This window comes from Nocardiopsis moroccensis (assembly GCF_055763695.1).
Genome location: NZ_CP199747.1, coordinates 3814421 through 3836783, shown reverse-complemented (window position 1 = coordinate 3836783; position 22363 = coordinate 3814421). Strand labels below are relative to the sequence as shown.

Genomic DNA, 22363 nt, shown 5'->3' with positions numbered 1-22363 from the left:
TCGTGAGAATCCGTCCCGTGAACCCTTCGCCCAGCACGCCCACCCGTTCCCCGAAACCCGGCGGGAACATGCCCTTCGATCGTGACCGTCTGCCTCCGGGTGCGACCCCTCCAGCCAAGGGCGACCCCGAACGGCTGGGCGGCTACCGGATCGTGGGACGAATCGCCCGGGACGCCGTGGGCACGGTACTGCTCGGAGTGGACGGCGACGGCGCCCCCGCCACGATCCGCCTGGTCTCCGCGGGGCTCGCCGACGCTCCGGACGCGCGCTCCCGGCTGACCGCGGAGGTCGGCCGACTCGTCCGCGTCCGCTCCCTGTGCACCGCCGTCTACCGGGGAGCGGACGTTCGGGCCGCCGCCCCCTGGCTGGCCGCCGCGTACGTCCCCGGCCGGACCCTGGCCGAACACGTCGCCGAGCACGGTCCGCTGACCGGCGGCATGCTCACCGCCCTCGCCGCGGGGCTCGCCGAGGCACTGGCCGCCGGGCACGCCGTCGGGGCCACCCACCTGTCCCTGGACCCGACGAAGGTGGTTCTTTCCCCGTCCGGGCCCAGGGTGGTGGACCTCGGGGTCGCCAGGGCCACCGGTCGACGGGTCGCCGCCGCGCGCTGGTCCGCGCCCGAGCAGAGGGGCGCGGACGCCGCCACCGGTTACGCCGACGTGTTCGCCTGGGGGTGCCTGGTGCGGTTCGCCGCCACCGGATGGGAACCGTCCGGGGACGTCGTGGCCGCCCCCGACCTCGGGGCCGTCCCCCAGCAGCTGGCCCCGCTGGTCCGGCGGGCCCTGGCGGAGGAGCCCGAGCAGCGGCCCACCGCGCTCCAGTTGCTCCGGGAACTCACCGAGGGTCGGGGCGGGGATCCGGCGGAAGCGGTGGCTGCGCTCCTGGCCGCCGAGTGGACCGGGATGCGGGCCCCCGAACCCCGCAGGGTGAGCCGGGTGCGAAGGCCTGCGCTGCTGTCCGGAACCGCGGCGGTGCTGGCCGCCGCGCTGCTCGGCGGATGGCTGGTGGTCCGCCCGGGGGAGGAACCAGGGGAGGAGCCGGGGGAGACCTCCACGGGGGAGGCCGCGACGGAGGACGTGGAGGAGGAGACCTCCGGGCCGACCGTCGCCGAGGATCCCGAGGACGTGGACGCGGTGGTGGCCGAGGCGGTCGAGCTGGCGCTGGGGGCGTCCAGCTTCACCACATATGAGTACAGCTATCACAGCGGTCCCGGCGACAGCGCGTCGTACTCCTACCTCCAGACCCGGGAGCCCGAACCGGGGATCCTCCTGGACGTTCCCATGATCTCCGGTGGGGTCATGGCCCTGGGGAGTGACTTGGAGGATGTCGTGTACTTCAACAACACGCTGCTTGAATCCGAGGGTCCCCCCGACCGCGTGTACTACCGGGACGACGGCCCCCGGATCGCAGAGCCGGAGCACCCCCGGGAACGGTGGGAGGAGCTTCTCGACACGGTGACCACCTTTTTGGCCTCGGTCGAGCTGGCCTATCAGGGGACCGGCGTAGCTCCTACGGAGTACCTGCCCGCGGAGGTTCTCGGTGACGGCGCGCCGGCGGATCATACCGGGCACCGGTACACGGCCACCTACGTCGAGGCGGACTATCTGGACTACGGGGACGTGGAAGGGACGCTCGAGTTCTGGGTGGACGAGGCCGGGTACCCGTTGCACTTCGACCGGTACACCGCACCTGACGGGGTGGCCCCCGACACAACGCTCCCCGGGGTGACGGGGTTTCTGGTGGAGTTCGCCCGCTTCGACGAACCGGTTGACCTCCATGTCCCCACCGAGGACGAGATCCTCCCGGAGCGTCCCTGACCCGTCCTTCTGACCGCCCCGCCACGAACATGGCCCCGGCGCCGTGCGCCCTGTTCGGGCACACGGCGCCGGGGCCGCCGGCTCGGGCAAGGACCAGTCGCTATTCGCCCCGCCCGCCCCCGAGGTTCTCCTTGAGGAAGTCCACCTGCAACAGCAGCAGGTTCTCCGCGGTGACCGGGTCCGACGGGCTGTGGGTCACGCCCGCCAGCGGCAGCACCGTGTGCGGCCGCCCCGCGGCGAGCAGGGCCTCGGACATCCGCTGGGTGTGCGCGAACACCACGTTGTCGTCGATCAGGCCGTGGATCAGCATCAGCGGCCGCTCCAGCTTGGCGGCGTCGGCCATGAGCGACGTCTTCGCGTACACCTCCTCCTGCTCCTGCGGGGTCCCCAGGTAGCGCTCGGTGTAGTGCGTGTCGTACAGCGCCCAGTCGATCACCGGGGCTCCGGCCACCGCCGCGTGGAACACGTCCGGGCGGCGCAGCACCGCCAGCGCCGCCAGGTACCCGCCGAACGACCACCCGTGGATGCCGACCCGGGTCAGGTCCAGGCAGGAGAACCGCTTCGCCGCGTCCTCCAGCGCCGCCACCTGGTCCTCCAGGACCGGTTCGGCGAGGTCGTGGTGGACCGCCTGCTCATAGGCCAGGTCCACACCCGGAGTGCCGCGCCCGTCCGCGATGAGGACCGCGAACCCCTGCTCGGCGAACCACTGGGACGACAGGTACGCGCCACGGGCGTTGAGCACCCGCTGGGCGTGCGGGCCGCCGTAGGGGGCGACCAGAACCGGGAGGGGCGCGTCGCCCTCGCGGTACCAGGACGGCAGCAGCAGCGCGGTCGGGATCTTCCGCTCCCCGGCCGGCCAGGACTCCACCCGCGGGTCCGGGAGTTCCGGAACCTCGGCGAGGCTCTCGATCTCACCGTGGGTGCGGCGGGTCTCGGTGCTGGCGTTGCGGACCACCAGGGTCCGCACCCCGGTGAAGTCCAGGGACCGGTGCTGCACCACGAGAGTGTCACCGCGCAACCGACCGGAGCGCACACCCCCGTGCCCGTCGTCGGTACCCCCGGCCGACCCGAAACCGTCCGGCAGCTCCACCGGGGCGCAGGTGCCCAGCCGGGTGTCGGCCAGCCACAGCGACTGGTCGCCGGGGCGGCCCCCCGGCGAGCCGGAGAACAGCACCCGGTCGCCGTCCACGCCCACCACACCGCGCACGTACACACCCGCGGGGCTGACCGCGCGCTCGCCCACGTACACCCGGCGCTCGCCGTCACCGTTCTCACGGCCGATCCACACCAGCTCGCCCGCGGCGGTGAAGTCCGGCACGCCCGGCATGATCTCGACCCACACGCCGTCGCTCTCGGTCCGGGTGGCCGATACCAGCCCGGTGGCGGGGTCGGCACTGAACAGGCTGAGGGTGCGCTGGTCACGGCTCTGCGCGGTGAACACCAGGACGGGGTTGCCGTCCGGGCCACTGGTCCAGGCCACGGTGGGCACGTACGGCAGCTCCCCGCGGTCCCACTCGATCGGCGTGGGTTCGGGGCGGCCGTCCCGCCGGTAGGCGGTCGCGGAGGGTACGGGGAGCACGGCCAACCGCACGTCCGGGTTGGCGGTCCCGGCCGCCGGGTAGCGCAGCGGCTGCGGTTCCTGCCCCGGCTGGTTCGGGTCGCCCACGAACCAGCGGTTCACCTCGGACTCGTCCACCCGGCTGACCGCCAGCGAGCCGCCGTCGGGCGACCACCAGAAACCGCGCACCCGCCCCATCTCCTCGGCGGAGACCAGGTCGGCCAGACCCCAGGTGACGTTCTCTCCGTCCGGTTCCACCAGCACCCGGTCGCGGTCCTCGTCGCCGTTGTCCGCGAGGTCGACGACCCGGACCGCGCCCCGGTGGACATAGGCCACCCGGTCGCCGGCCGGGTCGATCCGCGGGTCCACGGCCGGGCTGGCCACCGGCAGCTCACGCGGTTCGGTGTCGTCGCCGACCAGGTCGACGTAGAACACCCGGCCGGACAGGGTGAACACCGCACGTGTGAAGGCGTTGTCCACCGTGTACGAGACGATGCCGCCGCCGTGCTCGCGCATCCGCTCGCGGCGGGCCCGCTCCTCGGGCGGCAGGTTCTCGTCGTCGGCGCCGAGTTCCCTGGGGTCGGCGAGGACCGTCGCGGTGCCCGCCTCGGCGGAGTACAGCCACAGACAGGTCGCCCTGTCCGTGCCGCTGCGCCCGCGCAGGAAGGTGACGCGCGACCCGTCCGGGGAGATCTGGAACGCGCGGGGGACTCCGATCGTGAAGCGCTGGGTTCGGGCCTGTTGGCGAGGAAAGCTCATACGCAGATTGTGGCCCATTCCACGCGGCTCCCGCTCCTGGGCGGGCCGGTGCGGCCGTTTGGGCCGGGAAGAGCGCATCCGGCCGGTATTGTTCGCTGGGTGATGGACAGGCGACTGATGATGGTGCACGCGCACCCGGACGACGAGAGCATCGTCACCGGTGCCACGCTGGCGAAGTACGCGGCCGAGGGGGCCCAGGTCACCCTGGTGACCTGCACCCTGGGCGAGGAGGGCGAGGTCATCCCCGCCGACCTCGCACACCTGACCTCCGACCGCGAGGACACCCTGGGCGAGTACCGGGTCGGGGAGCTCGACCGGGCCTGTGTGGCCCTGGGGGTCCGGGACCACCGTTTCCTCGGCGGCCCCGGGCACTACCGGGACTCCGGGATGATGGGCGGCCCCGCCAACGGGCACCCCCGCGCCTTCTGGGGAGCCGACGTCGAGGAGGCGGCCAGACGCCTCGCCGAGATCATCCGCGAGGTCCGTCCGCACGTCCTGGTCAGCTACGACGAGCACGGCGGCTACGGCCACCCCGACCACATCCAGGCCCACCGGGTCACCCGGCGGGCCTGCGCCAAGGCCAACGAGCGGGCCATGCCCGGCACGCCCTGGCAGGTCGGCAAGCTCTACGCGATCGCCCAGCCGATCTCCCGGATCGAGGAGTCCATCGCCCGGCTCAACGAGGAGGCGGGGCCCTTCACCCCGCCCCGGGAGGTGTCGGACATCGCCCGGGGCACCCCCGACCAGGTCGTCACCACCCGCGTCGACGCCACCGACCACTGGGCGGCCAAGGCCCTGGCGATGCGGGCGCACGCCACCCAGATCACCGTGGACGGGGAACGGTTCGCGCTGTCCAACGGCATCGCCCAGGAGATCGACGCCGTCGAACACTTCACCCTGCTGATGGGTCCGCCGCCCAAGGCCGGGGAGGACGGTTACGAGACCGACCTCTTCGCCGGCCTGTGAACCCGAAGGGCCGGTCCGCGGTCCCGGCCGGACCGGACGACACGTCCGGGGAGCGGCTCCGCCCCCGCCCCGGAGCGCCTACCCTCGTCTTCCGTGACCACTCCTGAAACGGCCCAGACGCCGCAAAGCCGCCCGCACCCGTTCGTGTCCTCGGCGATGACCGTGCTCTCCTTCGCGGTCCTGCTCGTCGCGGGCCTGACCGTGGGGGTGCTGTCCGGGTTCGGGATGGGGTGGCTCGCCCACTTCTGGAACCTGGGGGCGGCGGTGAAGGCCGGGAGCGTCGTAGCCGTGCTCGCCTTCCTGGTGCTGCTGTACGCGGTGTGCCGTCTCGCCGGGTGGGGGAGCCGTCGCCAGTCCGGCGCCCTGGGCTTCGCGGTCGGTTACGTGGTGGCCCTGCTCGGCATGCTCGGCTACCTGCCCGGCGGCGACATCGTCTTCTCCGCCAAGCTGGTCAACTACCTCTTCCTGTTCGGCTCCATGGCCGCCCTCGCGGCCGGGGTGGTGCGCAGTGTCGTGCTTCCGGTGCGGCCCGCCCCCGCCGCGCAGCCGGACCGGGCCTAGAACCGGACCGGGGTCCGGCCTAGGCCCAGAACTGCAGGAGCAGCTTGCCGTGGAACATCATCCCGGGGACGCTCGGGTTCGGCAGGACCAGGTCGAACAGGGTGTAGACCAGGGTGTCGAAGAGGTCCCGGACCACCGGCAGCCACAGCACCGCGAACACCGCGATCGAGCAGAACAGGCCGTTGGCCCTGACGAAACCGGTCCACCGGGCGCCCCGGAAAGCGGCCAGGACGTGGTACCCGTCCAGGCCCGGGAACGGCAGCAGGTTCACCAGCGCGCTGGTCAGGTTGGCGAAGGACAGGAAGGCCATCGCGGAGATCGCCCAGTTCACACTGTCCTGGCCGACCGGCACCAACAGTGACACGGTGAGCGCCAGCGCGGCCGACAGCAGCAGGCTGGCCAGCGGACCGGCCAGCGCCACCATGACGCGGCGGCCGCGGGTCGGGACACGTTCCCAGTCCACGTAGGTGGGCGGCCCGTTCAGGCCGAACCCGCCCAGCCCCAGGTAGACCGAGGGCAGCACCAGACCGCCGAAGGCCTCCCGGTAGACGAAGGGGTTGAACCGCAGGTAGCCGCTACCGCGCAGGGAGCGGTCCCCGGCCAGGTAGGCGGTCAGGGCGTGCGCGAACTCGTGCACGGCCACGGACGCGATCCAGCCGAGCAGGATGAGCAGCGGCGGGATCAACGGGGTGACGGCCGTCCCCTCGGCGGCCCAGTCCAGTTCCACGGCGCGCCAGGACAGCCACCCCGCGAACCCGGTCAGTCCGAGCAGCAGGACGAACACCGGGCTGGGCAGGAAGTCCGCCCAGCTCTCCTGCCTGGGCGTGGTTTCCCCGCCCGTGTCCTCGTCGGCGTCCCCGTCCGGAGCCTTCTCCCCGCCCGAAGCCCTTTCCCCGGACGCCGGAGTGCTCACCGCCCCGCCGTCACCGTCAGGGCCCTCTGCGCGCTCCGCGCCGACCCCGGCGGCGTTCAGGGCGTCGTCGGGCATCTGCTCCCACGGGTCGGCGACGTGTGCCCCGTCGCCGGAGTCCGAGCTCTCGGCGTCGGGAACGGTCACGTCGTCGGGTTCCGCCTTCTGCGGCGGCTCGGGCGTGGGCATGGTGCTCCTGCTGGTCGCGGGTGGTTCGCGCTCCAGGTTAGGCCCTGGCCCGAACCTCTTCGCAGCGGGTGCCGCGAGGCGCGGGGCGGTCAGACCACCGCGCGGGGCGCCACCGCGGACTTGTGCAGGCACGCCACCGCGAACGCCCTCCCCTGTGGGGTGAGTTCCCGGCGGCCGTCGCTGTCGCTCCCGACCACCAGACCGAGTGCCTCCAACAGCCAGCCGACCGCCATGACCATCGCGCGCACCTGGTCGGAGGCGGTTTCGGCGGCGCGCCGGTGCGCGGCCGCGTGCCGCCCCGCGGCGACCGGCGGCTCCACGGGGCGCCAACCGGACTCGGTCAGCACCCGTTCGGCGGCCTCGGCGTCGGAGATCCCGCGCCGGGCGTGCGATCCCAGGCCCTGCGGGGAACGGGCCAGCAGCATGCCCAGCAGGGTCTCCGCGGCGGCCTGCTCGAAGCCGCCGGTCCGGCACAGGGTCTCCGTGGCCGCCTGCCACAGCGCTTCGGGGTCCTCGCGCAGCTGCTGGCCCCGGCGGGTGAGTTCGAGCCGACGACCGGAACGGCGCACGGCCCGCATGGTCCGCAGCACCTGGTGAAGGGAGATGAGCTGGGTGGCGTCGGTCTCGCTGCGCGGCGGCTCGGGTGAGGTGGACCAGCCGAAGTCCTCACACATCTGCCGGACCACACCGGGGGAGATGTAACCGATCTGGGTGAGGGCGATCCCGTCCGCGGCCAGGTCCAGCAGCCGTTGCAGCGGCGCCATGGCGGCGGCGGAACCGCGCGGCACGTCCGCCCCGGCGATGATCTGCCCCACCAGGGGCCACAGGCGCTGCCGGTGCGGGTGTGCGGACGAGGACATCCACGCGCGTACCCGTTCCTCCCGGATCCGGTCCAGGTGGCTGAGCCCCCGCAGGTCGGGCTGGGTGAGGAAGGACCGCGCGAACCGTTCCTGGGCGGGGCGCCAACCGCGTTTGCCGGGACGGATGTCGCCCAGGGAGATCGCGAGTTCGAGGGCGGCCGCGGTCTCCCGGCGGGCGTGCAGTTCGACGTCGCCGACGGCGGTGCCCCAGGTGAGCTCGGGCAGGTCGGGCGGTTCCACCCCGGACTCCCACATGAGCCTTTCGTACATGGCCAGGCCCGCGGTGTGGTCGGAGTCGTAGAGGGTGAGCAGGGTGGCGGTCTCGGGGGCCGAACAGATCTGCGCGTACCGGTTCAGCTTGAGGAGCTGGAGGAGGTGGCCCAGGGAGCGCACCGCGAACAGCCGGTCGTCGGCGGAGTCCTGGAAGCGCATGGGGAGTTCGTACCAGCAGAAACGCTGCACGGCGTGCTGGTTCAGCTGTTGGATCTCCTGCTCGGGGGCGAGCGTGTCCAGGGCCAGACGCGCCATGTCGGCGGCCCGCTCGTCCCGCCGGGCCAGCTCGGCGAGGGCGGACGCGACTGCCTCCCTCATGATGGGCGCCACCTCCCCGCGTACCTCGTGCCCGGTCCGTCAGGGGTGGGACGGCCGGGCCCGGTGCTTCGTTGTCCGCCCGAGGCCGCGGTTGGGGGAACCACCGTGCCGGGGCTGAGCCTCTCCTACCCCGGAAAGACCGAAGAATGCCTGGACGAACGCTCAGGGCGCCTGTGGAGGGCGCCCGCCGCGCCGACGCGGCGGAACCGGGGGGACGACACGGCTCGCGACGATGTCGGACTCGGCGACCTCCACCGTCGAGTCGTCCCTCCTGCGTAGTGTGAGCACGTTTTCGGCCCAGGATTCGACTACCCCGACGATATCGGTGAATCCTCCCTCGGGGAGGGTGATTCGCACGGAGACACGTCGTCCGAGGTCCTCCGGAACGATCCTGTGGACCAGTTGCCCGCGCAAGTGCATGAAATCCCGACCCCCGAGTGTGCGATGGGTGTTCTACGACGCCATACTAGGAGGACGACATCTGTGCCAATCGCTTGCAGAGCCCGGACCGCGAACGGCGCCCGCACGTCGGGAGCGGCTCCGGGGAACTCTGAAGGTCCCCGCCTCCCCCGTGGGTAAGCGGGGGTGAGACAAGGAGTACGACGTGACCTACGTCATCGCGCAGCCCTGTGTTGATGTGCTGGACAAGGCGTGCATTGACGAGTGCCCTGTGGACTGCATCTACGAGGGCGACCGCATGCTCTATATCCACCCGGACGAGTGCGTTGACTGCGGTGCGTGTGAGCCGGTCTGCCCGGTCGAGGCCATCTACTACGAGGACGACCTGCCGGAGCAGTGGTCCGAGTTCTACAAGGCGAACGTCGATTTCTTCGACGACCTCGGTTCGCCCGGCGGTGCCTCGAAGGTCGGCAAGATCGACCGCGACCACCCGATCGTCGCCAAGCTGCCTCCGCAGGCCGAATAGCAGCAACCCACCACCGCATCCCCTTGGCGCAGAGGTTGCGTGGCGTGCACGTGTCGTGCCGACCCCCGGCCGGGGGTCGGCACGACACTGTTGTGTGAGATACAGGATGGAGAGTGCACGATGGGTGAACGGCGACCGGTGACCGACCGGCTCCCGACCTTCCCGTGGGACCGGCTGACGCCGTACAAGAGGACGGCCTCGGCCCACCCCGACGGCATCGTCGACCTGTCCGTCGGCACCCCCGTCGACCCGGTGCCCGCCAGTCTGCGCAGCGCCCTCGCCGACGCGGCCGACTCGCCCGGGTACCCGACGACCTGGGGCACGCCCGAGCTGCGGGCCTCGATCGAGGACTGGCTCGAACGCCGCCACGGGGTACACGTCGCCGAAGGCGCGGTCCTGCCCACGGTTGGCTCCAAGGAGCTGGTGGCCTGGTTGCCGACCCTGCTCGGCCTGGGCGCCGGCGACACGGTCGTCCACCCCGAACTCGCCTACCCCACCTACGACGTGGGCGTGCGGATCGCGGGTGCCACCCCGGTCGCCTCCGACGGCCTCACCTCGCTCGGCCCGGCCGACGTGAAGCTGGTGTGGGTGAACTCGCCCGGCAACCCGACCGGTCGCGTGCTCGGCGTCGACCACCTCCGCAAGGTCGTGGCGTGGGCCAGGGAGCGGGGCGCGATCGTCGCCTCCGACGAGTGCTACCTCGACCTCGGCTGGACCGATCCGCGCCCCGTGTCGATCCTGCACCCCAACGTGTGCGGCGACTCCCACGCCAACCTCCTGGCCGTGCACTCGCTGTCCAAGCGCTCGAACCTCGCCGGATACCGCGCCGCCTTCGTCGCGGGCGACCCCAACCTGGTCTCCGAACTCCTCGCCGTGCGCAAACACGCCGGGATGATCGTGCCCGCCCCCGTCCAGGCAGCCATGAAGGCTGCCCTGGACGACGACGAGCACGCCGCCCGCCAGAAGGAGACCTACCGGGCCCGCCGCACCGAACTGCGCTCCGCCCTCGAAAGCGCCGGCTGGACCATCGAACACTCCGACGCGGGCCTGTACCTGTGGGCCAGTCACCCCGACCACGACTCGTGGAGCGCCGTGGGCGCCCTCGCCAAACTCGGAGTGCTGGTCGCCCCGGGGACGTTCTACGGTCCCGCCGGTGACGGCCACGTGCGGGTGGCCTTCACCGCCACCGACGAACGGGTGGAAGCCGCGGTGAAACGCCTCGGCTCCGGGGCGTAGCGGCGGAACGTGGTCGGGGTTCGGCGAACCCCGACCACGCCCCGGTGGCGCCGGCCGTCCCTACCGCAGCACCACACGCCCGTCCGTGGCCTGGTCCTCCTCGACCCGGGACCATTCCTCGGCGTCGTCCACCCCGTTGGACGCCTGCCACCGCTGGTCCTCATAGGTCACCGAGGTGATCCCGTACTCCTCGGCGTGCGCCACGGCCCACAGCGCCATCGCCCAGCCCAGGTCACCCGTTCGGCCCACACTCCCGCTCCCGCTGCTGCTCTCCGGGTCCACGGGCAGCTGGGCCGGGTCGGTGCCGAACACGCGGGCCATCTCTTCCTGTGCCCCCGCGACGTCGGCGTCCGAGACCTGCATCCCCTCCACGGTCTCAGCGTCGAACCAACAGGTCACCGAGGGCCCGGCCCGTCCGGTGAACACCTCCGCCATGTCGGCTGACAGCTCCTCGTGCTGGTCGTAGGCGAACCCGTGGGCGCTGCGCTGGACCTGCTGCGCGGCCTCGTAGACGGGCAGGCCCTCCCAGCCGTTCACCTGCGCCAGCTTGTCGTAGAACGACCTGCTGGCGAAGACCGGGTCGAGGATCTCGTCCGGTTCGCCCCACTCCTGGGAGGGGCGCTGCTGGAACAGGCCCAGGGAGTCCAGGTCGCCGTACTCGACGTTGTAGAAGGTGGACTCCTGCCACACCGTCGCGTACGCCACCGTCACCGCCTCCTCCGGCAGGTCACGGCTGAAGGCCACACCGCCCACGGTCGCCGCGTTCACGGCCTGGGCGACCTCCATCTCGTAGCGTCCGTCCGCCAGCCCCAGACGGCAACCGGGCTCGGGCTCCTCCTCGGTGTCGAGGGGCTCGAAGGTGGTCAGCACGTAGTAACCCCCGGCGACGAACAGGCCGCAGACGAAGGTGAGGATGAGGAGGATCTTGGCGAACGCGGAGAACTTCCTGCGTTTACTGGGCACGGGCGAACCAAGGGTCGGCGAACGGGTGGAGCGCACCGGGCCCGGTCCCGGGAAGGGTCCGGAGGCGGTGGTGCGCGGGGCGCGCCGGGATCCTGTCGAAGGTGTCCGGGGGCGGTCCCCGGCGAGCCTCGGCGAAATTGTAGTCGGCGTTGCGAACTCCCACGGGAACCCTCCGGTCGGCTTCGCCGAGGGCCGCTGCGGTGCCCGGTGCGCCCGCCCCGCACTCCCTCGCCCGCCCTCGGGCCGTCGGCCGCCCGCCGGAGTGGTGAAAGGCTCAACCCGGGCGGGCGGGGCGCATGCGCCGCACTCCCCGGGAGCGGCTAACGTGGGTTCACATGACCAGCTCGTACAAGAGTCCGCTGCCCGACCAGATCGACGAACTCTGGGCGCAGCGCTCCGAACTCACCCCCGGCCACACCGATGCGCGCGAGATCATCACCGGCGCCATCGACCAGATCGACGAGGGCAAGGCCCGCGTGGCCTTCGTCGACCCCGCCACGGACGACGTGGTGGTCGACGAGCGCGCCAAGCGCTCCATCCTCCTCGGCTTCAAGGTCCTGGACATGAAGGAGTCGCAGGTCGGTGACTTCTACTACCACGACCGCATGCCGCTGAAGACCCGCTTCGACGGCGTCCGCGTCGTCGCGGGCGCGATCGCCCGGTGGGGCTCCTACCTCGCCCCGGGCGTCGTCCTCATGCCGTCCTTCACCAACATCGGCGCCTACGTGGGTTCCGGCACCATGGTCGACACCTGGGCCACCGTCGGTTCCTGCGCCCAGGTCGGCGAGAAGGTCCACCTCTCCGGCGGTGTGGGCGTCGGCGGCGTGCTGGAGCCGCCGCAGGCCTCCCCGGTCGTCATCGAGGACGAAGCCTTCCTCGGCTCGCGCAGCATGGTTGTCGAGGGTGCCCGTGTCCGCAGGGGCGCCAAGCTCGGTGCGGGCACCATCCTCACCTCCTCCACGCGCGTCTTCGACGCCGAGACCGGTGAGGAACTGCCCCGCGGCGAGGCTCCGGCCTGGTCGGTGTGCGTCACCGCCAACCGGACCAAGAGCTTCCCGGGCGGCGACTTCGGCATGCCGGTCCTGCTCGTGCTCAAGCGCCTCGAGGAGGGTCAGGAGCACGACAAGCTCGCCCTGAACGACCTCCTCCGCGAGCACGGCGTCAACGCCTGACGCCGACGCCCGGGCCGTACGAACCGGCGAACGGGGCGCCCTCCCGCCACGGGAGGGCGCCCCGTCGTCTGTTCTAGGCTGGCCACGTGTCGCGTGCGCGCACCGCACACCGCGGGGGTGCGTGCGCGCACCGCACCCCACGACGACCCACACACCTCACCGAAACGGGGCGAGACCATGCTGGACCTGACCTCGGACGTGGCGGATCTGACCGCCGCCATCGTGGACATCCGTTCCGAGAGCGGCGACGAGAAGGCCCTCGCAGACGCGGTCGAGAGCGCCCTGTCGACCCTGCCCCACCTCACCGTCACCCGGGACGGTGACGCCCTCGTCGCCCGGACGGACCTCGGCCGTGAGCGCCGGGTGGTGATCGCCGGACACCTCGACACCGTGCCGATCGTCGACAACGTCCCCTCGCACGTCGAGGGCGAGCGCCTCTACGGCTGCGGCACCTCCGACATGAAGGCGGGGGTGGCCGTCCAGCTCAGGCTGGCCGCTCTGGTCACCGAGCCGGTACACGACGTCACCTACGTCTTCTATGACAACGAGGAGGTCGACGCCGTCCGCAACGGTCTCCTGCGCCTGTCCAGGAACCACCCGGAGTGGCTGGCCGGCGACTTCGCGATCCTGATGGAGCCCACCGACGGGGTGATCGAGGGCGGCTGCCAGGGCACCATGCGCGTGGACGTGAGGGCCTACGGCAAGCGTGCGCACAGCGCCCGCTCCTGGAAGGGCGAGAACGCCATCCACCGTGCCGGCGCGATCCTGGACGTCCTGCGCGCCTACACGCCCCGTCAGCCGGAGGTGGAGGGCCTCACCTTCCACGAGGGCCTCAACGCGGTGTTCGTCGAGGGCGGCGTGGCGGGCAACGTCATCCCGGACGAGTGCGTGGTCCGGGTGAACTACCGGTACGCCCCGGACCTGTCCCCGGCGGAAGCCGAGGCCCACCTGCGTGAGGTGTTCGAGGGTTTCGAGGTCACGGTCACGGACTCCTCGGCGCCGGCACGCCCCGGTCTGGACGATCCTTCGGCGGCGGCGTTCGTCACCGCGGTCGGTGAGGGCCGGGCCCGGGCCAAGCTCGGCTGGACCGATGTCTCCCGTTTCTCCGAGTTGGGTGTACCCGCGGTCAACTACGGCCCGGGGGACCCGATGCTCGCCCACACCCGTGACGAGTACGCCGAGATCCCGCAGATCCGTGTGGCGCAGGAGCGCATGGCCGCCTGGCTCACCGGCCGGCGCTGAACCGGCTCCGCCACCGGTCAGCACCGGTGCGGCCGACAACGGTCATCCGCGTGTCACATGTCGTTCGAGTGTGAGCTCGCCCAGGGTGGATAGCTTTACGGGCATGACGGAAGAAGAAGACGTCCGGCGCGCCGGACCACTCACCTACCGCGGCCGCGCCATCCCGGACACCACGACCGACCAGCGGCTCCTCGACCGGCGGGGCCCCTCCGACTGGGTGCACACCGACCCCTGGCGGGTGCTGCGCATCCAGTCGGAGTTCGTGGAGGGCTTCGGACTGCTGTCCGAGCTCCCCTCCGCGGTGAGTGTCTTCGGCTCCGCGCGGATCAAACCCGGGACCGAGTACTACGAGCTGGGTGTCGAGGTCGGCAGCAAACTCGCCGACGCCGGTTACGCCACCATCACCGGTGGCGGCCCGGGCATGATGGAGGCCGCGAACAGGGGTGCCCAGCAGGCGGGCGGCCTGTCCGTCGGGCTCGGCATCGAGCTGCCCTTCGAGCAGTCGCTCAACTCCTACATCGACATGGGGATGACCTTCCGGTACTTCTTCGTCCGCAAGACGATGTTCGTGAAGTACTCACAGGCCTTCGTGGTGCTGCCGGGGGGTTTCGGGACGCTCGACGAGCTGTTCGAGGCGATCACCCTGGTGCAGACCAAGAAGATCACCCGTTTCCCCGTGGTGCTGGTCGGCACCGAGTTCTGGGGCGGCCTGCGTGACTGGGTGGAGTCCAGTCTGCTCAAGCACGGCCTGATCGCGGAGAAGGACATGGAACTGCTCCACGTCACCGACGACCCGGACGAGGCGGTCCGGGTCATCCAGGAGGCGCACCTGCACCTGGAGAGCAAGTTCGAGCGCGCGGAGGCCGGACCCTCCAGCTGACCCGCCGCGCCCCGCTCGGGGCCCGCCCCGAGCGGGGCGCGCTCCCGGTCCGAGGACCGCTGCGTCAGGCGAGTCCCCGGCGCACGGCGGCCGGCGGGCGCTCGCCGCGCACCGACGCGACCATGTCCAGTGCCCGGCGCACCCGGTCCGGGTGGCCGGTGACGAACACACGCGCGCCCGCCCAGGCGTACACCGTGGCCAGGGCCACCTCCTCGGCGGCCGGGACCGGGACCGAACCCGCGATCCCGGGCGGTGCGGGAGGCAGGTCGGTGCGCGGCCCCTGCCCGTCGGGGCGCGTACAGCGGACCAGGACGGTGTGTCCCTGCGCGACCAGCTCCGTCACCCGGGTGACGGGCGGCCGGTGCCCGGCGTCCGCGGTCCAGTGGGGACCGGCGCCGTCGCCCCGGCCCTCGACGGGCGGGGCAGCGGTTTCGGCGGCCTCGGGAGGGCCGGGGACGGAACCGGGGGTCAGGACTCGAAAGCGCGGTTGCGGCACCCGCCGAGTCTCCCACGCGAGGGCACTCCCGGGGGAGGGGCCGGTGTGGCACGATCGGTCCGTGCCTTTCTTCATCATGATCCTGGTCGCCGCGGCCGCGCTCGCCGTTCTCGTCGGCGTGGTCCTCGTCGTGCTCGGCAAGGGCGGCCGACTCGCCCGGTTCGAGGCCGACTTCCCCCCGCTGAACCTGCCCGAGGGGCGTCCCGTGGGCTCCCGCGACCTGGGCGGTCTTCTCCTTCCGCTGGCCATGTGGGGTTACCACGTACGCGCGGTCGACGAGCTGCTCGTCCGGCTCACCTCCACGTTGCGCGAGCGGGAGTCGCGGATCGATGACCTGGAGCGGCGCTTGGCCCGCCTGGACCCGTCCTACCTTCCGCGGGGCACCGGGCCCCGGCCCGGGGCGCACCTGCCGGGTGAGGGCGCTCTTCCGGGTGGGAGTGCCCTGCCGGATGAGGACGGCACGGAGCGGGACGGGGAACCCGGCACGGAATGGGGCGGGGGGCCCGGCACGGATTCCGGTGCCGTCCCCCAGTCGGAGTGGGCACCCTCCGACCCGGATGACGCCGCCGTCGGCGACGGGAAGAGCGGCAAACGGGCCTGACCCGGGTGCGCCGGGTCCCGCCGAACGCTGGTCCGCCGCCGCCGGAACGACCGCGGAGGCGCCGCGGAGCCCCATCCCGGTCGGGAGATATATGTCGTGCATCACATCCGATGTGTCGTTCTTGGTCGGATGTGGTGCGTTCCGGTGCTCTATTCTCAGTCGCTGTACATGCGTACCCCCGCTCCGCCGGAGCGGGTGGACCGTCGGTGAGGATGGCGAGGATGGACACAGCAGCCGAACTCCGGACGGGCGCAGAGGACGGGTCCGGGAGCTCCTCCACCCCGGTGCGCCAGATGTCCCTGTGGCCTCCGCCCCGTTCGACCCGGCACAGCGGCAGGCGCCGCCGCCAGTTCACCAAGGCGGCCGTGACCGTCGCCGCGCTCGCGCTGCTCGGCGGCGGGTCCTTCGCGGTCTGGACCTACCTGGACGGTTCCGGCGACGACACGGTCACCGCCACGTCCGAACCCGACGAGTTCGTCGGATCGTGGTCGGGCCGGATGGACCAGGTCGACACCGAGGGCGACCCCGTCGCGGAGTGGGACGCCCAGGTGAGGATCGAGGAGGGTGCCGAACGGGGCAGCACCGTCTGGACCACCTTCTCCTGCTCCGGGACCCTCGAACTGTCGGCGCGCGACGGCGATCGGCTGGTGTACTCCTACACCGAGATCTCCGACCCCGAGGACCGGTGCGTCGACGAGTCGGAGCTGACCCTCTGGCCGGTCTCGAACGGCGGAGGGCTCGAGGCCGAGTGGTCCGCGGTCACCCATGAGGGCACCCGGATGATCTCCACCGGGACCCTGGGCGCCGCCACCGGAAACCTGGACTGAACCGCCCCTGCCGACCCTGGGGCGCCGCCGTCGGCCCCATCCCGAACCGCTCTCGCGGACCTCGCCCCGCGCGGGTTTCGGTCGAGACCGATATAACCTTACTGACCAATGATTTCTTGTCGGTGGGCGCTCACGGAGGTGGCCCGGCTGTCGCCTGGCGCACACGCAGGGGTCAACCTCCGAGATAATGGTCGAAGCGTGACTCACGTCCCCCAAGCCACACGGGCGCGAGTCGCACGGAACCGGCCACCTGCGAGGAACACTGAGAAAGGGGAATGGCATGGCGGCGATGAAGCCGAGGACCAGCGACGGGCCGATGGAGGTCACCAAGGAGGGTCGCGGCATCATCATGCGGGTCCCGCTCGAGGGCGGCGGCCGTCTGGTCGTGGAGCTCACGCCCGACGAGGCGACCGAGCTCCGGGACGCGCTTCGGGGTGTCGTCGGATAACCGGATACCACTCGTCCCCCACCTGGGCCGGAGCGCCCTGACGACCCCCAAGGTTCCACACCTCCTACACGAGTGAACGATTGTGAGCGGCCTGTGCCATTCGCCACGGAGATCCACCCCGTACCGGGGACCCTCGCCGAATCCACCGCGGACCTGCTGGTCCTCCCCGTACTCACGGGCGAGGAAGGCCCCGAGGCGGTCGAAGGGGTCGTCGACGGCGGACTGACACAGGTCCTTCCGGCCCCGCTCGCAGATCTGTTCACGCACTACGCGCTCACCGGAAAATCCGGTGAGCTCTCCCAGTTCCCGGTGTCCCGGGACGGGGGCCTGGTCCGCCTGGCCCTTCTCGGGGTCGGTTCGGGCGGCCCCGACGACCTCCGGAAGGCCGGCGCAGCCCTCGCCCGGGCCGCACGGGGCAACGAACGCGCCGCCCTGGCCTGGCCCGGGGCGGACAAGGAGGCGGCCACGGCCTTCGCCGAGGGCGCCCTGCTCGCCTCCTACACCTTCACGCTCAAGTCCGCCGAGGCGCCGCGGGCCCAGCGTCCCCTGGCCGCCATCGACGTGGTCGGCGGCGCCGAGGACCTGGCGGAGGCGCTGGCGCTGGGCACCTCCCTGGCCACGGCCACCGCTCTGGCCCGGGACCTGATCAACACCCCCTCGTTGACCAAGGACCCGGAGTGGATGGCGGCCCGGGCACGCGAGGTCGCGTCCGCGGACACCAGGCTCGACGTACGGGTCTGGGACGAGAAGGACCTGGACGAGGAGGGTTTCGGCGCCATCCTCGGCGTCGGGCAGGGCTCCTCCCGGCCGCCCCGGCTGGTCCAGCTGTCCTACACGCCGGAGAACCCCACCGAGCACGTGGTGCTGGTCGGCAAGGGCATCACCTTCGACACCGGTGGCCTGTCGCTCAAGCCCAACGACAACATGAAGCTCATGAAGACCGACATGAGCGGCTCCGCGATCGTGCTGGCCGTGCTGTCGGCCCTGGCAGCCGTGGGGTCCGGGGTCCGGGTCACCGGTCTGCTCGCACTCGCGGAGAACGCCATCTCCGGTGACGCCACCCGCATCGGTGACGTGCTGACCACCTACACCGGCAAGACCGTCGAGGTGCTCAACTCCGACGCCGAGGGCCGCCTGGTCCTGGCCGACGCCATGGGCTACGCGAGCACCGAGCTCGCCCCGGACGTCCTGGTGGACGTGGCCACCCTGACCGGTGCGGCCAAGCTGGCGCTGGGCACCGGGACGGGCGCGCTGTACAGCAACGACGACGTGGTCGCCGCCGAGATCGAGAGCGCGGGCCAGGACTCGGGCGAGCCGCTGTGGCGGATGCCGCTCACGGAGGACTACGTCCCCACCACCCGGTCCCGGGTGGCGGACCTGGCCAACATCGGCACCCGCGGCAGGGACTTCGGTCCGGCGGGGGCCACCGACGCCGCACTGTTCCTGCGCGAGTTCACCGGCGGACTGCCCTGGGCCCACCTGGACATCGCCGGTCCGGGCCGGTCCATGCAGGAGAGCGGCCTGCTCTCCAAGGGCGGGACGGCCTTCACCACCCGCACCCTGCTGCGCTGGCTCGCCCGGCGATAGGAGTCCTTCCACGGGGCCTGCGGCGGTCGACGGTGCCGTCCGGGCCCCGTCGCCGTGTCCGGTTCCGGTCAGGGACGGATGGCCGCGAGCAGGCCCTCGCCCACCGGGACCAGCAGCGGGATGAACGACTCGTCCTCCCGCATCCGCTGCATCACCTCGCGCACCGCCACCTCGGCCGGGTCCGGCACCCGCAGCGGCCCGTCCGGCCCCCCGGGGGCGGTCATCACGTTGTTGAACACCACGACCCCGCCCGGGCGCAGCAGCCGTAGCGCCTCCTCCAGGTAGACCGGGTAGGAAGCCTGGTCGGCGTCGACCGAGACCATGTCGTAGCCGCCGTCGGTCAGCCGGGGCAGCACCTCCAGAGCCGTGCCGCGGATCAGCCGGGCCCGCCCCGCGCCGAAACCCGCCCGGGCGAAGGCCGAACGCGCGTAGTCCTGGTAGGCGGCGTTGACGTCCACCGTGGTCAGGATGCCCTCCGGAGCCATCCCCCGCAGCAGCCAGATCCCCGACGTCCCGCACCCGGTGCCGACCTCCACCACCGAACGAGCCCCGATGGCCGCGGTGAGGAACCGCAGGGCGGCCCCGGTCGCCGCGTCCACCGGTGGGGCCGCGGACCGGACACCGGTGTCGTAGGCGTCCGCCAGGGGGCCGTCGCCCATAGCGGACTCCTCGAACCGGGCCTGCTCGGTCCGGACCCACGCCGTGCGGGCGGGGCTCTCTTCTGCGCTGATGACGGCCTCCCGTGTACTGCTGAATGTCGTAGCCGGGCGTTCTGACCGGGAGACCGTCACCCACCGTAGAATGGTGGTCGCGGCCAGGTAGTCTCCCTGGTCAAAAGACTAGCCTGATCCAGCCGAAACTCCGAGTGTGGCGACGGGAACTTAATCGGCGTCCCCCGGCGTTGAATCGGGATGAACGCACGTTGATCGCCACGAAGCAACCTCCCCCCGACCAACCCTCGTCTGGTGGATCAGCGGGATGAAGGGAGCAGCGGTGCCAGAGACCGGCCCTGCCGTTGAGTTCGAGGCATGGGAACCCCCGAGCTGGGAGGAGGTCGTGCGGACCCACTCCCCACGGGTCTACCGGCTGGCCTACCGTCTCACCGGTAACAAGCACGACGCCGAGGACCTCACCCAGGAGGTCTTCATCCGGGTGTTCCGTTCCCTCGCCAACTACACCCCCGGCACCTTCGAGGGGTGGCTGCACCGCATCACCACCAACCTCTTCCTCGACATGGCCCGGCGCAGGGCCCGGATCCGCTTCGAGGGGCTGGCCGACAACGCCGACGAGCGCCTGGAGGGCCGTGAGCCCTCGCCCGCCCAGCGCTATGACGACCGGCACTTCGACGCGGACATCCAGGGCGCGTTGGACGCCCTGCCCGCGGAGTTCCGCGCGCCCGTCGTGCTGTGCGACATCGAGGGCCTGTCCTACGAGGAGATCGCGGCGACGCTCGACGTCAAGCTGGGCACCGTCCGCAGCCGTATCCACCGGGGCCGCGCCCAGCTGCGCCGCGCCCTGGAGCACCGGCGGGCCCTGACCGCGGAGAACGACGCCCGGGGCGGCGGAGGCAACGTGAAGACCGGGGAGGCGGAGTGAGCATGGACCACCTCGGGGAGCGCCTTTCGGCGCTGATCGACGGGGAGCTGGGCGCCGCCGAACACGAGCGCGCCCTCATCCACCTGGCCAAGTGCGAGCCGTGCCGGTTCGAGGCCGACATGATGCGCAGGCTCAAACGCCGCCTCACCGGGCTCGGCGAACCGGAACCCGACATGGACTTCATGGGACGCCTGATGTCCCGGCCCGACCCGGGCGGACAGCGCGGGCGAGGTGATGGCGACCCCCCGGGCCCGCCCCCGAACAGCCCTTTCGGGTCCAGCCCGCCGTTGGGGTCCTCCCGCCCCCTGGGCGGGTTTCCCGGGAGCGGGTACCCGGCGGTCGAGCGGGCCGAAACGGCTCCGCGCCGCGAACAGCCGCGCACCAGCCCGGAGCGGTACGTCCCGGCCGCGACCGAGCGCCGGGGTGGCACCGACCGGTTCTCCGGCCTGCTGCCGTACTTCTCCGGCGGGCGCTACGCGGTCGCGGGCCTGGCGGTGGCGACGGCGCTCCTGGGGAGCGCGTTCGTCGCGGGCGGTGAGGGGGAGGAGGCTCCGGTGGTGGAGCCCCGTCTGTCCGACTTCGCCGTCGAACACGCGGTGACCAGCCGACAGATCCCGGTGGTCGAGCCGCTACCCGCGGACCCGCCGTTCGACCCCCTGCCCGTGGTGGCCGAGCAGTCCTCGGACCCGACCGAAACGACCCGGTGAGGTCCGGGGAACCCTCTCCCGGTCCGAGTCCAGGCCCCGCATCCGCCGTCTCCGTCGCACTGCTGTGCGCGCTCCTGCTGACCGGTGGGGGCCCGCCCGAGGCGACCTCGGTCCCGGCCGAGGGCGCGGACGACGGTATGGCCGTGCTGGAACGCGCGGCCGGCTCCAACGGCCGTGTGGCCTACTCCGCGATCCGTGAGGTGCGCGGCCCGGAGGGCTCCGGTACCGAGGAGGGGGTCGACGTGCGTGTGGTCAACAGCCCGGGTGCGGGTCTGGCCATGTCCGCCCCGGGAGAGGACGAGCACGCCTTCGTCGTGCTCGCCTCCTCCGCCCTGGAGTCCCTCGACGGCCGCCTCCTGGACGTGCTCGGTGACACCTACCGCGTGGCGGACGCCGGACCGGCGCACCTCGACGGCCGACAGGCCCGCCTGGTCGAGGCGCTGCGCGCGGACTCGACCGTGGCGGGACGTTTCTGGGTGGACGCCGAGACCGGCCTGCTCCTGGGCCGCACCGTGTACGACCGGGCGGGGGAGCGGGCGTTCAGCACCAGGCTCACCGGCCTGGACCTGGGCGACGGGGACTGGCCGGAACAGGCCCCGGGCGACGCGCCCTGGGGTGACGCGCTCAACGAGGAGGAACTGGACGGCCTGCGCGAGGCCGGCTGGGTGGTGCCCGAACACCTGACCTGGAACCTGAGGATGGTCGACGCCCGGGCCAAACGCTACGGGGGTGAGCGTGTCGTGCACGCGGTCTACTCCGATGGTTTGTCCCAGGTGTCGGTTTTCATCCAACGTGGCAAGCTGGGAACCGAACATCCCTCCACACTTCGTGACGGATACACCGGAACCGGTGCGGGGGGAAGTGGCGTCACAACAGGACACGACACGATCTTCGGCGGAGACGTGGGCCAGTACCAGAGCGTGTGGCAGGCGAGCGGTTTCGTCTACACGGTCCTGGCCGACGCCCCCGCGGACCTGGCCTCCTCGGCGGTGGCCGCGTTGCCAGGACCCGAGGACTCCGGCTTCTGGGCCAGGGTGCTGCGAGGTCTGTCCCGGCTGGGTCTTCTGTAGGGGCCTGGTCCACCGGCGGAGCGTGTGCCGAGCCGGAAGCCAAGCGATGTACGGAGCAGGTCTTGAGTCAGGACAACGACCGTTCGGAACCCGGTGAGGGTCGGGTGCCGCCTCCGCCGAACGGTGGAACCCCCCAACGAGGCGTGCCGAACACCCCCGCCCCGGGTCAGTCACCCGCGCAACCCCCGCAGCGGCCCGGCGGGGCGCCGATCGTCCCGCCGCACCCCCCGGGAGGCCAGGCCCCCCGGCCCGACCGTTCCGTGAACCAGGGCGCGGGCGGCCCCGGACCGGCCCCGCAGGGCCGGCCCGCCCACCAGGCCCAGCAGGCCCAGCCCGCCCACGGCCACTTCGCCATGCCTCCGGGAACCTCCGCCCAGTACGCCTCGCCCGCCCCCGCTCAAG

The 22363-nt window shown here is 72.0% G+C and carries 22 protein-coding genes; 15 read left to right on the top strand and 7 right to left on the bottom strand.

Annotation, left to right across the window (positions count from 1 at the left end):
* Positions 1-17 precede the first annotated feature (17 nt).
* Positions 18-1817 carry a serine/threonine-protein kinase gene (locus ACUKCB_RS17035; protein ID WP_473036592.1) on the top strand — a complete coding sequence of 600 codons (1800 nt, stop codon included), beginning with the start codon at positions 18-20 and terminating at the stop codon, positions 1815-1817.
* Between the two features lie 100 nt (positions 1818-1917).
* Here the strand turns inward: ACUKCB_RS17035 and ACUKCB_RS17030 are convergent, their stop codons facing one another.
* The gene (locus ACUKCB_RS17030) at positions 1918-4134 is read right to left on the bottom strand and encodes a S9 family peptidase (protein ID WP_473036591.1); all 2217 of its coding nucleotides are present in this window, start codon (positions 4132-4134) and stop codon (positions 1918-1920) included.
* Positions 4135-4233: 99 nt separating this feature from the next.
* On the opposite strand from ACUKCB_RS17030, the gene mshB reads away from it, so the two are divergent.
* Together mshB and ACUKCB_RS17020 are read left to right on the top strand one after the other, a co-directional pair.
* The gene (gene mshB, locus ACUKCB_RS17025) at positions 4234-5100 is read left to right on the top strand and encodes an N-acetyl-1-D-myo-inositol-2-amino-2-deoxy-alpha-D-glucopyranoside deacetylase (RefSeq protein WP_473036590.1); all 867 of its coding nucleotides are present in this window, start codon (positions 4234-4236) and stop codon (positions 5098-5100) included.
* Positions 5101-5193: 93 nt separating this feature from the next.
* Positions 5194-5661 carry a hypothetical protein gene (locus ACUKCB_RS17020; RefSeq protein ID WP_473036589.1) on the top strand — a complete coding sequence of 156 codons (468 nt, stop codon included), beginning with the start codon at positions 5194-5196 and terminating at the stop codon, positions 5659-5661.
* Between the two features lie 19 nt (positions 5662-5680).
* On the opposite strand, the gene ACUKCB_RS17015 is transcribed toward ACUKCB_RS17020, so the two are convergent.
* The 3 genes from ACUKCB_RS17015 to ACUKCB_RS17005 form a co-directional block, all read right to left on the bottom strand.
* Positions 5681-6760 (bottom strand): site-2 protease family protein, encoded by a 1080-nt coding sequence (locus ACUKCB_RS17015; protein ID WP_473036588.1) that lies wholly within the window; start codon positions 6758-6760, stop codon positions 5681-5683.
* A gap of 89 nt (positions 6761-6849) precedes the next feature.
* Positions 6850-8211, bottom strand: coding sequence for a hypothetical protein (locus ACUKCB_RS17010; protein ID WP_473036587.1), 1362 nt, complete (start codon positions 8209-8211; stop codon positions 6850-6852).
* Positions 8212-8373: 162 nt separating this feature from the next.
* Positions 8374-8631, bottom strand: coding sequence for a putative acetyltransferase (locus ACUKCB_RS17005; RefSeq protein WP_473036586.1), 258 nt, complete (start codon positions 8629-8631; stop codon positions 8374-8376).
* Positions 8632-8815: 184 nt separating this feature from the next.
* Between ACUKCB_RS17005 and fdxA the strand changes: the two genes are divergently transcribed.
* Both fdxA and dapC read left to right on the top strand, forming a co-directional pair.
* Complete coding sequence (gene fdxA / locus ACUKCB_RS17000) at positions 8816-9136, top strand: ferredoxin (protein WP_014908468.1); 321 nt, start codon at positions 8816-8818, stop codon at positions 9134-9136.
* Positions 9137-9256: 120 nt separating this feature from the next.
* Positions 9257-10372, top strand: a complete 1116-nt coding sequence (gene dapC / locus ACUKCB_RS16995) for a succinyldiaminopimelate transaminase (RefSeq protein WP_473036585.1) — start codon at positions 9257-9259, stop codon at positions 10370-10372.
* Between the two features lie 60 nt (positions 10373-10432).
* Here the strand turns inward: dapC and ACUKCB_RS16990 are convergent, their stop codons facing one another.
* Entirely contained in the window at positions 10433-11335 is a 903-nt protein-coding gene (locus ACUKCB_RS16990) for a hypothetical protein (protein WP_473036584.1), read from the bottom strand.
* A gap of 335 nt (positions 11336-11670) precedes the next feature.
* Here ACUKCB_RS16990 and ACUKCB_RS16985 point away from each other — a divergent pair, with 335 nt between their 5' ends.
* The 3 genes from ACUKCB_RS16985 to ACUKCB_RS16975 all read left to right on the top strand — a co-directional run bounded on the left by ACUKCB_RS16985 (position 11671) and on the right by ACUKCB_RS16975 (position 14629).
* Complete coding sequence (locus ACUKCB_RS16985; RefSeq protein ID WP_473036583.1) at positions 11671-12507, top strand: 2,3,4,5-tetrahydropyridine-2,6-dicarboxylate N-succinyltransferase; 837 nt, start codon at positions 11671-11673, stop codon at positions 12505-12507.
* A 177-nt stretch (positions 12508-12684) separates the two neighbouring features.
* The gene (gene dapE / locus ACUKCB_RS16980; RefSeq protein ID WP_473041045.1) at positions 12685-13749 is read left to right on the top strand and encodes a succinyl-diaminopimelate desuccinylase; all 1065 of its coding nucleotides are present in this window, start codon (positions 12685-12687) and stop codon (positions 13747-13749) included.
* Between the two features lie 103 nt (positions 13750-13852).
* Positions 13853-14629, top strand: coding sequence for an LOG family protein (locus ACUKCB_RS16975; RefSeq protein ID WP_473036582.1), 777 nt, complete (start codon positions 13853-13855; stop codon positions 14627-14629).
* A 64-nt stretch (positions 14630-14693) separates the two neighbouring features.
* Here ACUKCB_RS16975 and ACUKCB_RS16970 read toward each other — a convergent pair whose 3' ends face one another.
* Positions 14694-15125 carry a hypothetical protein gene (locus tag ACUKCB_RS16970; protein ID WP_473036581.1) on the bottom strand — a complete coding sequence of 144 codons (432 nt, stop codon included), beginning with the start codon at positions 15123-15125 and terminating at the stop codon, positions 14694-14696.
* A 61-nt stretch (positions 15126-15186) separates the two neighbouring features.
* Between ACUKCB_RS16970 and ACUKCB_RS16965 the strand changes: the two genes are divergently transcribed.
* The 4 genes from ACUKCB_RS16965 to ACUKCB_RS16950 all read left to right on the top strand — a co-directional run bounded on the left by ACUKCB_RS16965 (position 15187) and on the right by ACUKCB_RS16950 (position 18588).
* Entirely contained in the window at positions 15187-15726 is a 540-nt protein-coding gene (locus ACUKCB_RS16965) for a hypothetical protein (protein WP_473036580.1), read from the top strand.
* Between the two features lie 221 nt (positions 15727-15947).
* Positions 15948-16553 (top strand): hypothetical protein, encoded by a 606-nt coding sequence (locus tag ACUKCB_RS16960; RefSeq protein WP_473036579.1) that lies wholly within the window; start codon positions 15948-15950, stop codon positions 16551-16553.
* 280 nt (positions 16554-16833) lie between these two features.
* Positions 16834-17001: a DUF3117 domain-containing protein gene (locus tag ACUKCB_RS16955; RefSeq protein ID WP_017542172.1), complete on the top strand. Its 168-nt coding sequence runs from the start codon at positions 16834-16836 to the stop codon at positions 16999-17001.
* A 93-nt stretch (positions 17002-17094) separates the two neighbouring features.
* Positions 17095-18588 (top strand): leucyl aminopeptidase, encoded by a 1494-nt coding sequence (locus tag ACUKCB_RS16950; protein WP_473036577.1) that lies wholly within the window; start codon positions 17095-17097, stop codon positions 18586-18588.
* Between the two features lie 68 nt (positions 18589-18656).
* Here ACUKCB_RS16950 and ACUKCB_RS16945 read toward each other — a convergent pair whose 3' ends face one another.
* Positions 18657-19247, bottom strand: coding sequence for an O-methyltransferase (locus tag ACUKCB_RS16945; RefSeq protein WP_191269047.1), 591 nt, complete (start codon positions 19245-19247; stop codon positions 18657-18659).
* A gap of 319 nt (positions 19248-19566) precedes the next feature.
* Between ACUKCB_RS16945 and sigE the strand changes: the two genes are divergently transcribed.
* The 3 genes from sigE to ACUKCB_RS16930 are packed head-to-tail and all read left to right on the top strand — an operon-like array spanning position 19567 to position 21961.
* Positions 19567-20184, top strand: coding sequence for an RNA polymerase sigma factor SigE (sigE, locus tag ACUKCB_RS16940; RefSeq protein WP_191268495.1), 618 nt, complete (start codon positions 19567-19569; stop codon positions 20182-20184).
* Positions 20185-20186: 2 nt separating this feature from the next.
* Positions 20187-20891, top strand: a complete 705-nt coding sequence (locus tag ACUKCB_RS16935; protein ID WP_473041043.1) for an anti-sigma factor family protein — start codon at positions 20187-20189, stop codon at positions 20889-20891.
* Complete coding sequence (locus ACUKCB_RS16930; RefSeq protein WP_473036576.1) at positions 20888-21961, top strand: transcriptional regulator; 1074 nt, start codon at positions 20888-20890, stop codon at positions 21959-21961. Before ACUKCB_RS16935 ends, ACUKCB_RS16930 begins: the two co-directional genes overlap by 4 nt.
* The last annotated feature ends 402 nt before the right edge of the window (positions 21962-22363 follow it).

Coding starts and splice junctions, on each gene's coding strand:
- ACUKCB_RS17030 (WP_473036591.1), bottom strand. CDS start 4,134: ATGAGCTTTCCTCGCCAACAGGCCCGAACCCAGCGCTTCACGATCGGA.
- ACUKCB_RS17015 (WP_473036588.1), bottom strand. CDS start 6,760: ATGCCCACGCCCGAGCCGCCGCAGAAGGCGGAACCCGACGACGTGACC.
- ACUKCB_RS17010 (WP_473036587.1), bottom strand. CDS start 8,211: ATGAGGGAGGCAGTCGCGTCCGCCCTCGCCGAGCTGGCCCGGCGGGAC.
- ACUKCB_RS17005 (WP_473036586.1), bottom strand. CDS start 8,631: ATGCACTTGCGCGGGCAACTGGTCCACAGGATCGTTCCGGAGGACCTC.
- dapC (WP_473036585.1), top strand. CDS start 9,257: ATGGGTGAACGGCGACCGGTGACCGACCGGCTCCCGACCTTCCCGTGG.
- ACUKCB_RS16985 (WP_473036583.1), top strand. CDS start 11,671: ATGACCAGCTCGTACAAGAGTCCGCTGCCCGACCAGATCGACGAACTC.
- dapE (WP_473041045.1), top strand. CDS start 12,685: ATGCTGGACCTGACCTCGGACGTGGCGGATCTGACCGCCGCCATCGTG.
- ACUKCB_RS16975 (WP_473036582.1), top strand. CDS start 13,853: ATGACGGAAGAAGAAGACGTCCGGCGCGCCGGACCACTCACCTACCGC.
- ACUKCB_RS16960 (WP_473036579.1), top strand. CDS start 15,948: ATGGACACAGCAGCCGAACTCCGGACGGGCGCAGAGGACGGGTCCGGG.
- ACUKCB_RS16955 (WP_017542172.1), top strand. CDS start 16,834: ATGGCGGCGATGAAGCCGAGGACCAGCGACGGGCCGATGGAGGTCACC.
- ACUKCB_RS16945 (WP_191269047.1), bottom strand. CDS start 19,247: ATGGGCGACGGCCCCCTGGCGGACGCCTACGACACCGGTGTCCGGTCC.
- sigE (WP_191268495.1), top strand. CDS start 19,567: ATGAAGGGAGCAGCGGTGCCAGAGACCGGCCCTGCCGTTGAGTTCGAG.
- ACUKCB_RS16935 (WP_473041043.1), top strand. CDS start 20,187: ATGGACCACCTCGGGGAGCGCCTTTCGGCGCTGATCGACGGGGAGCTG.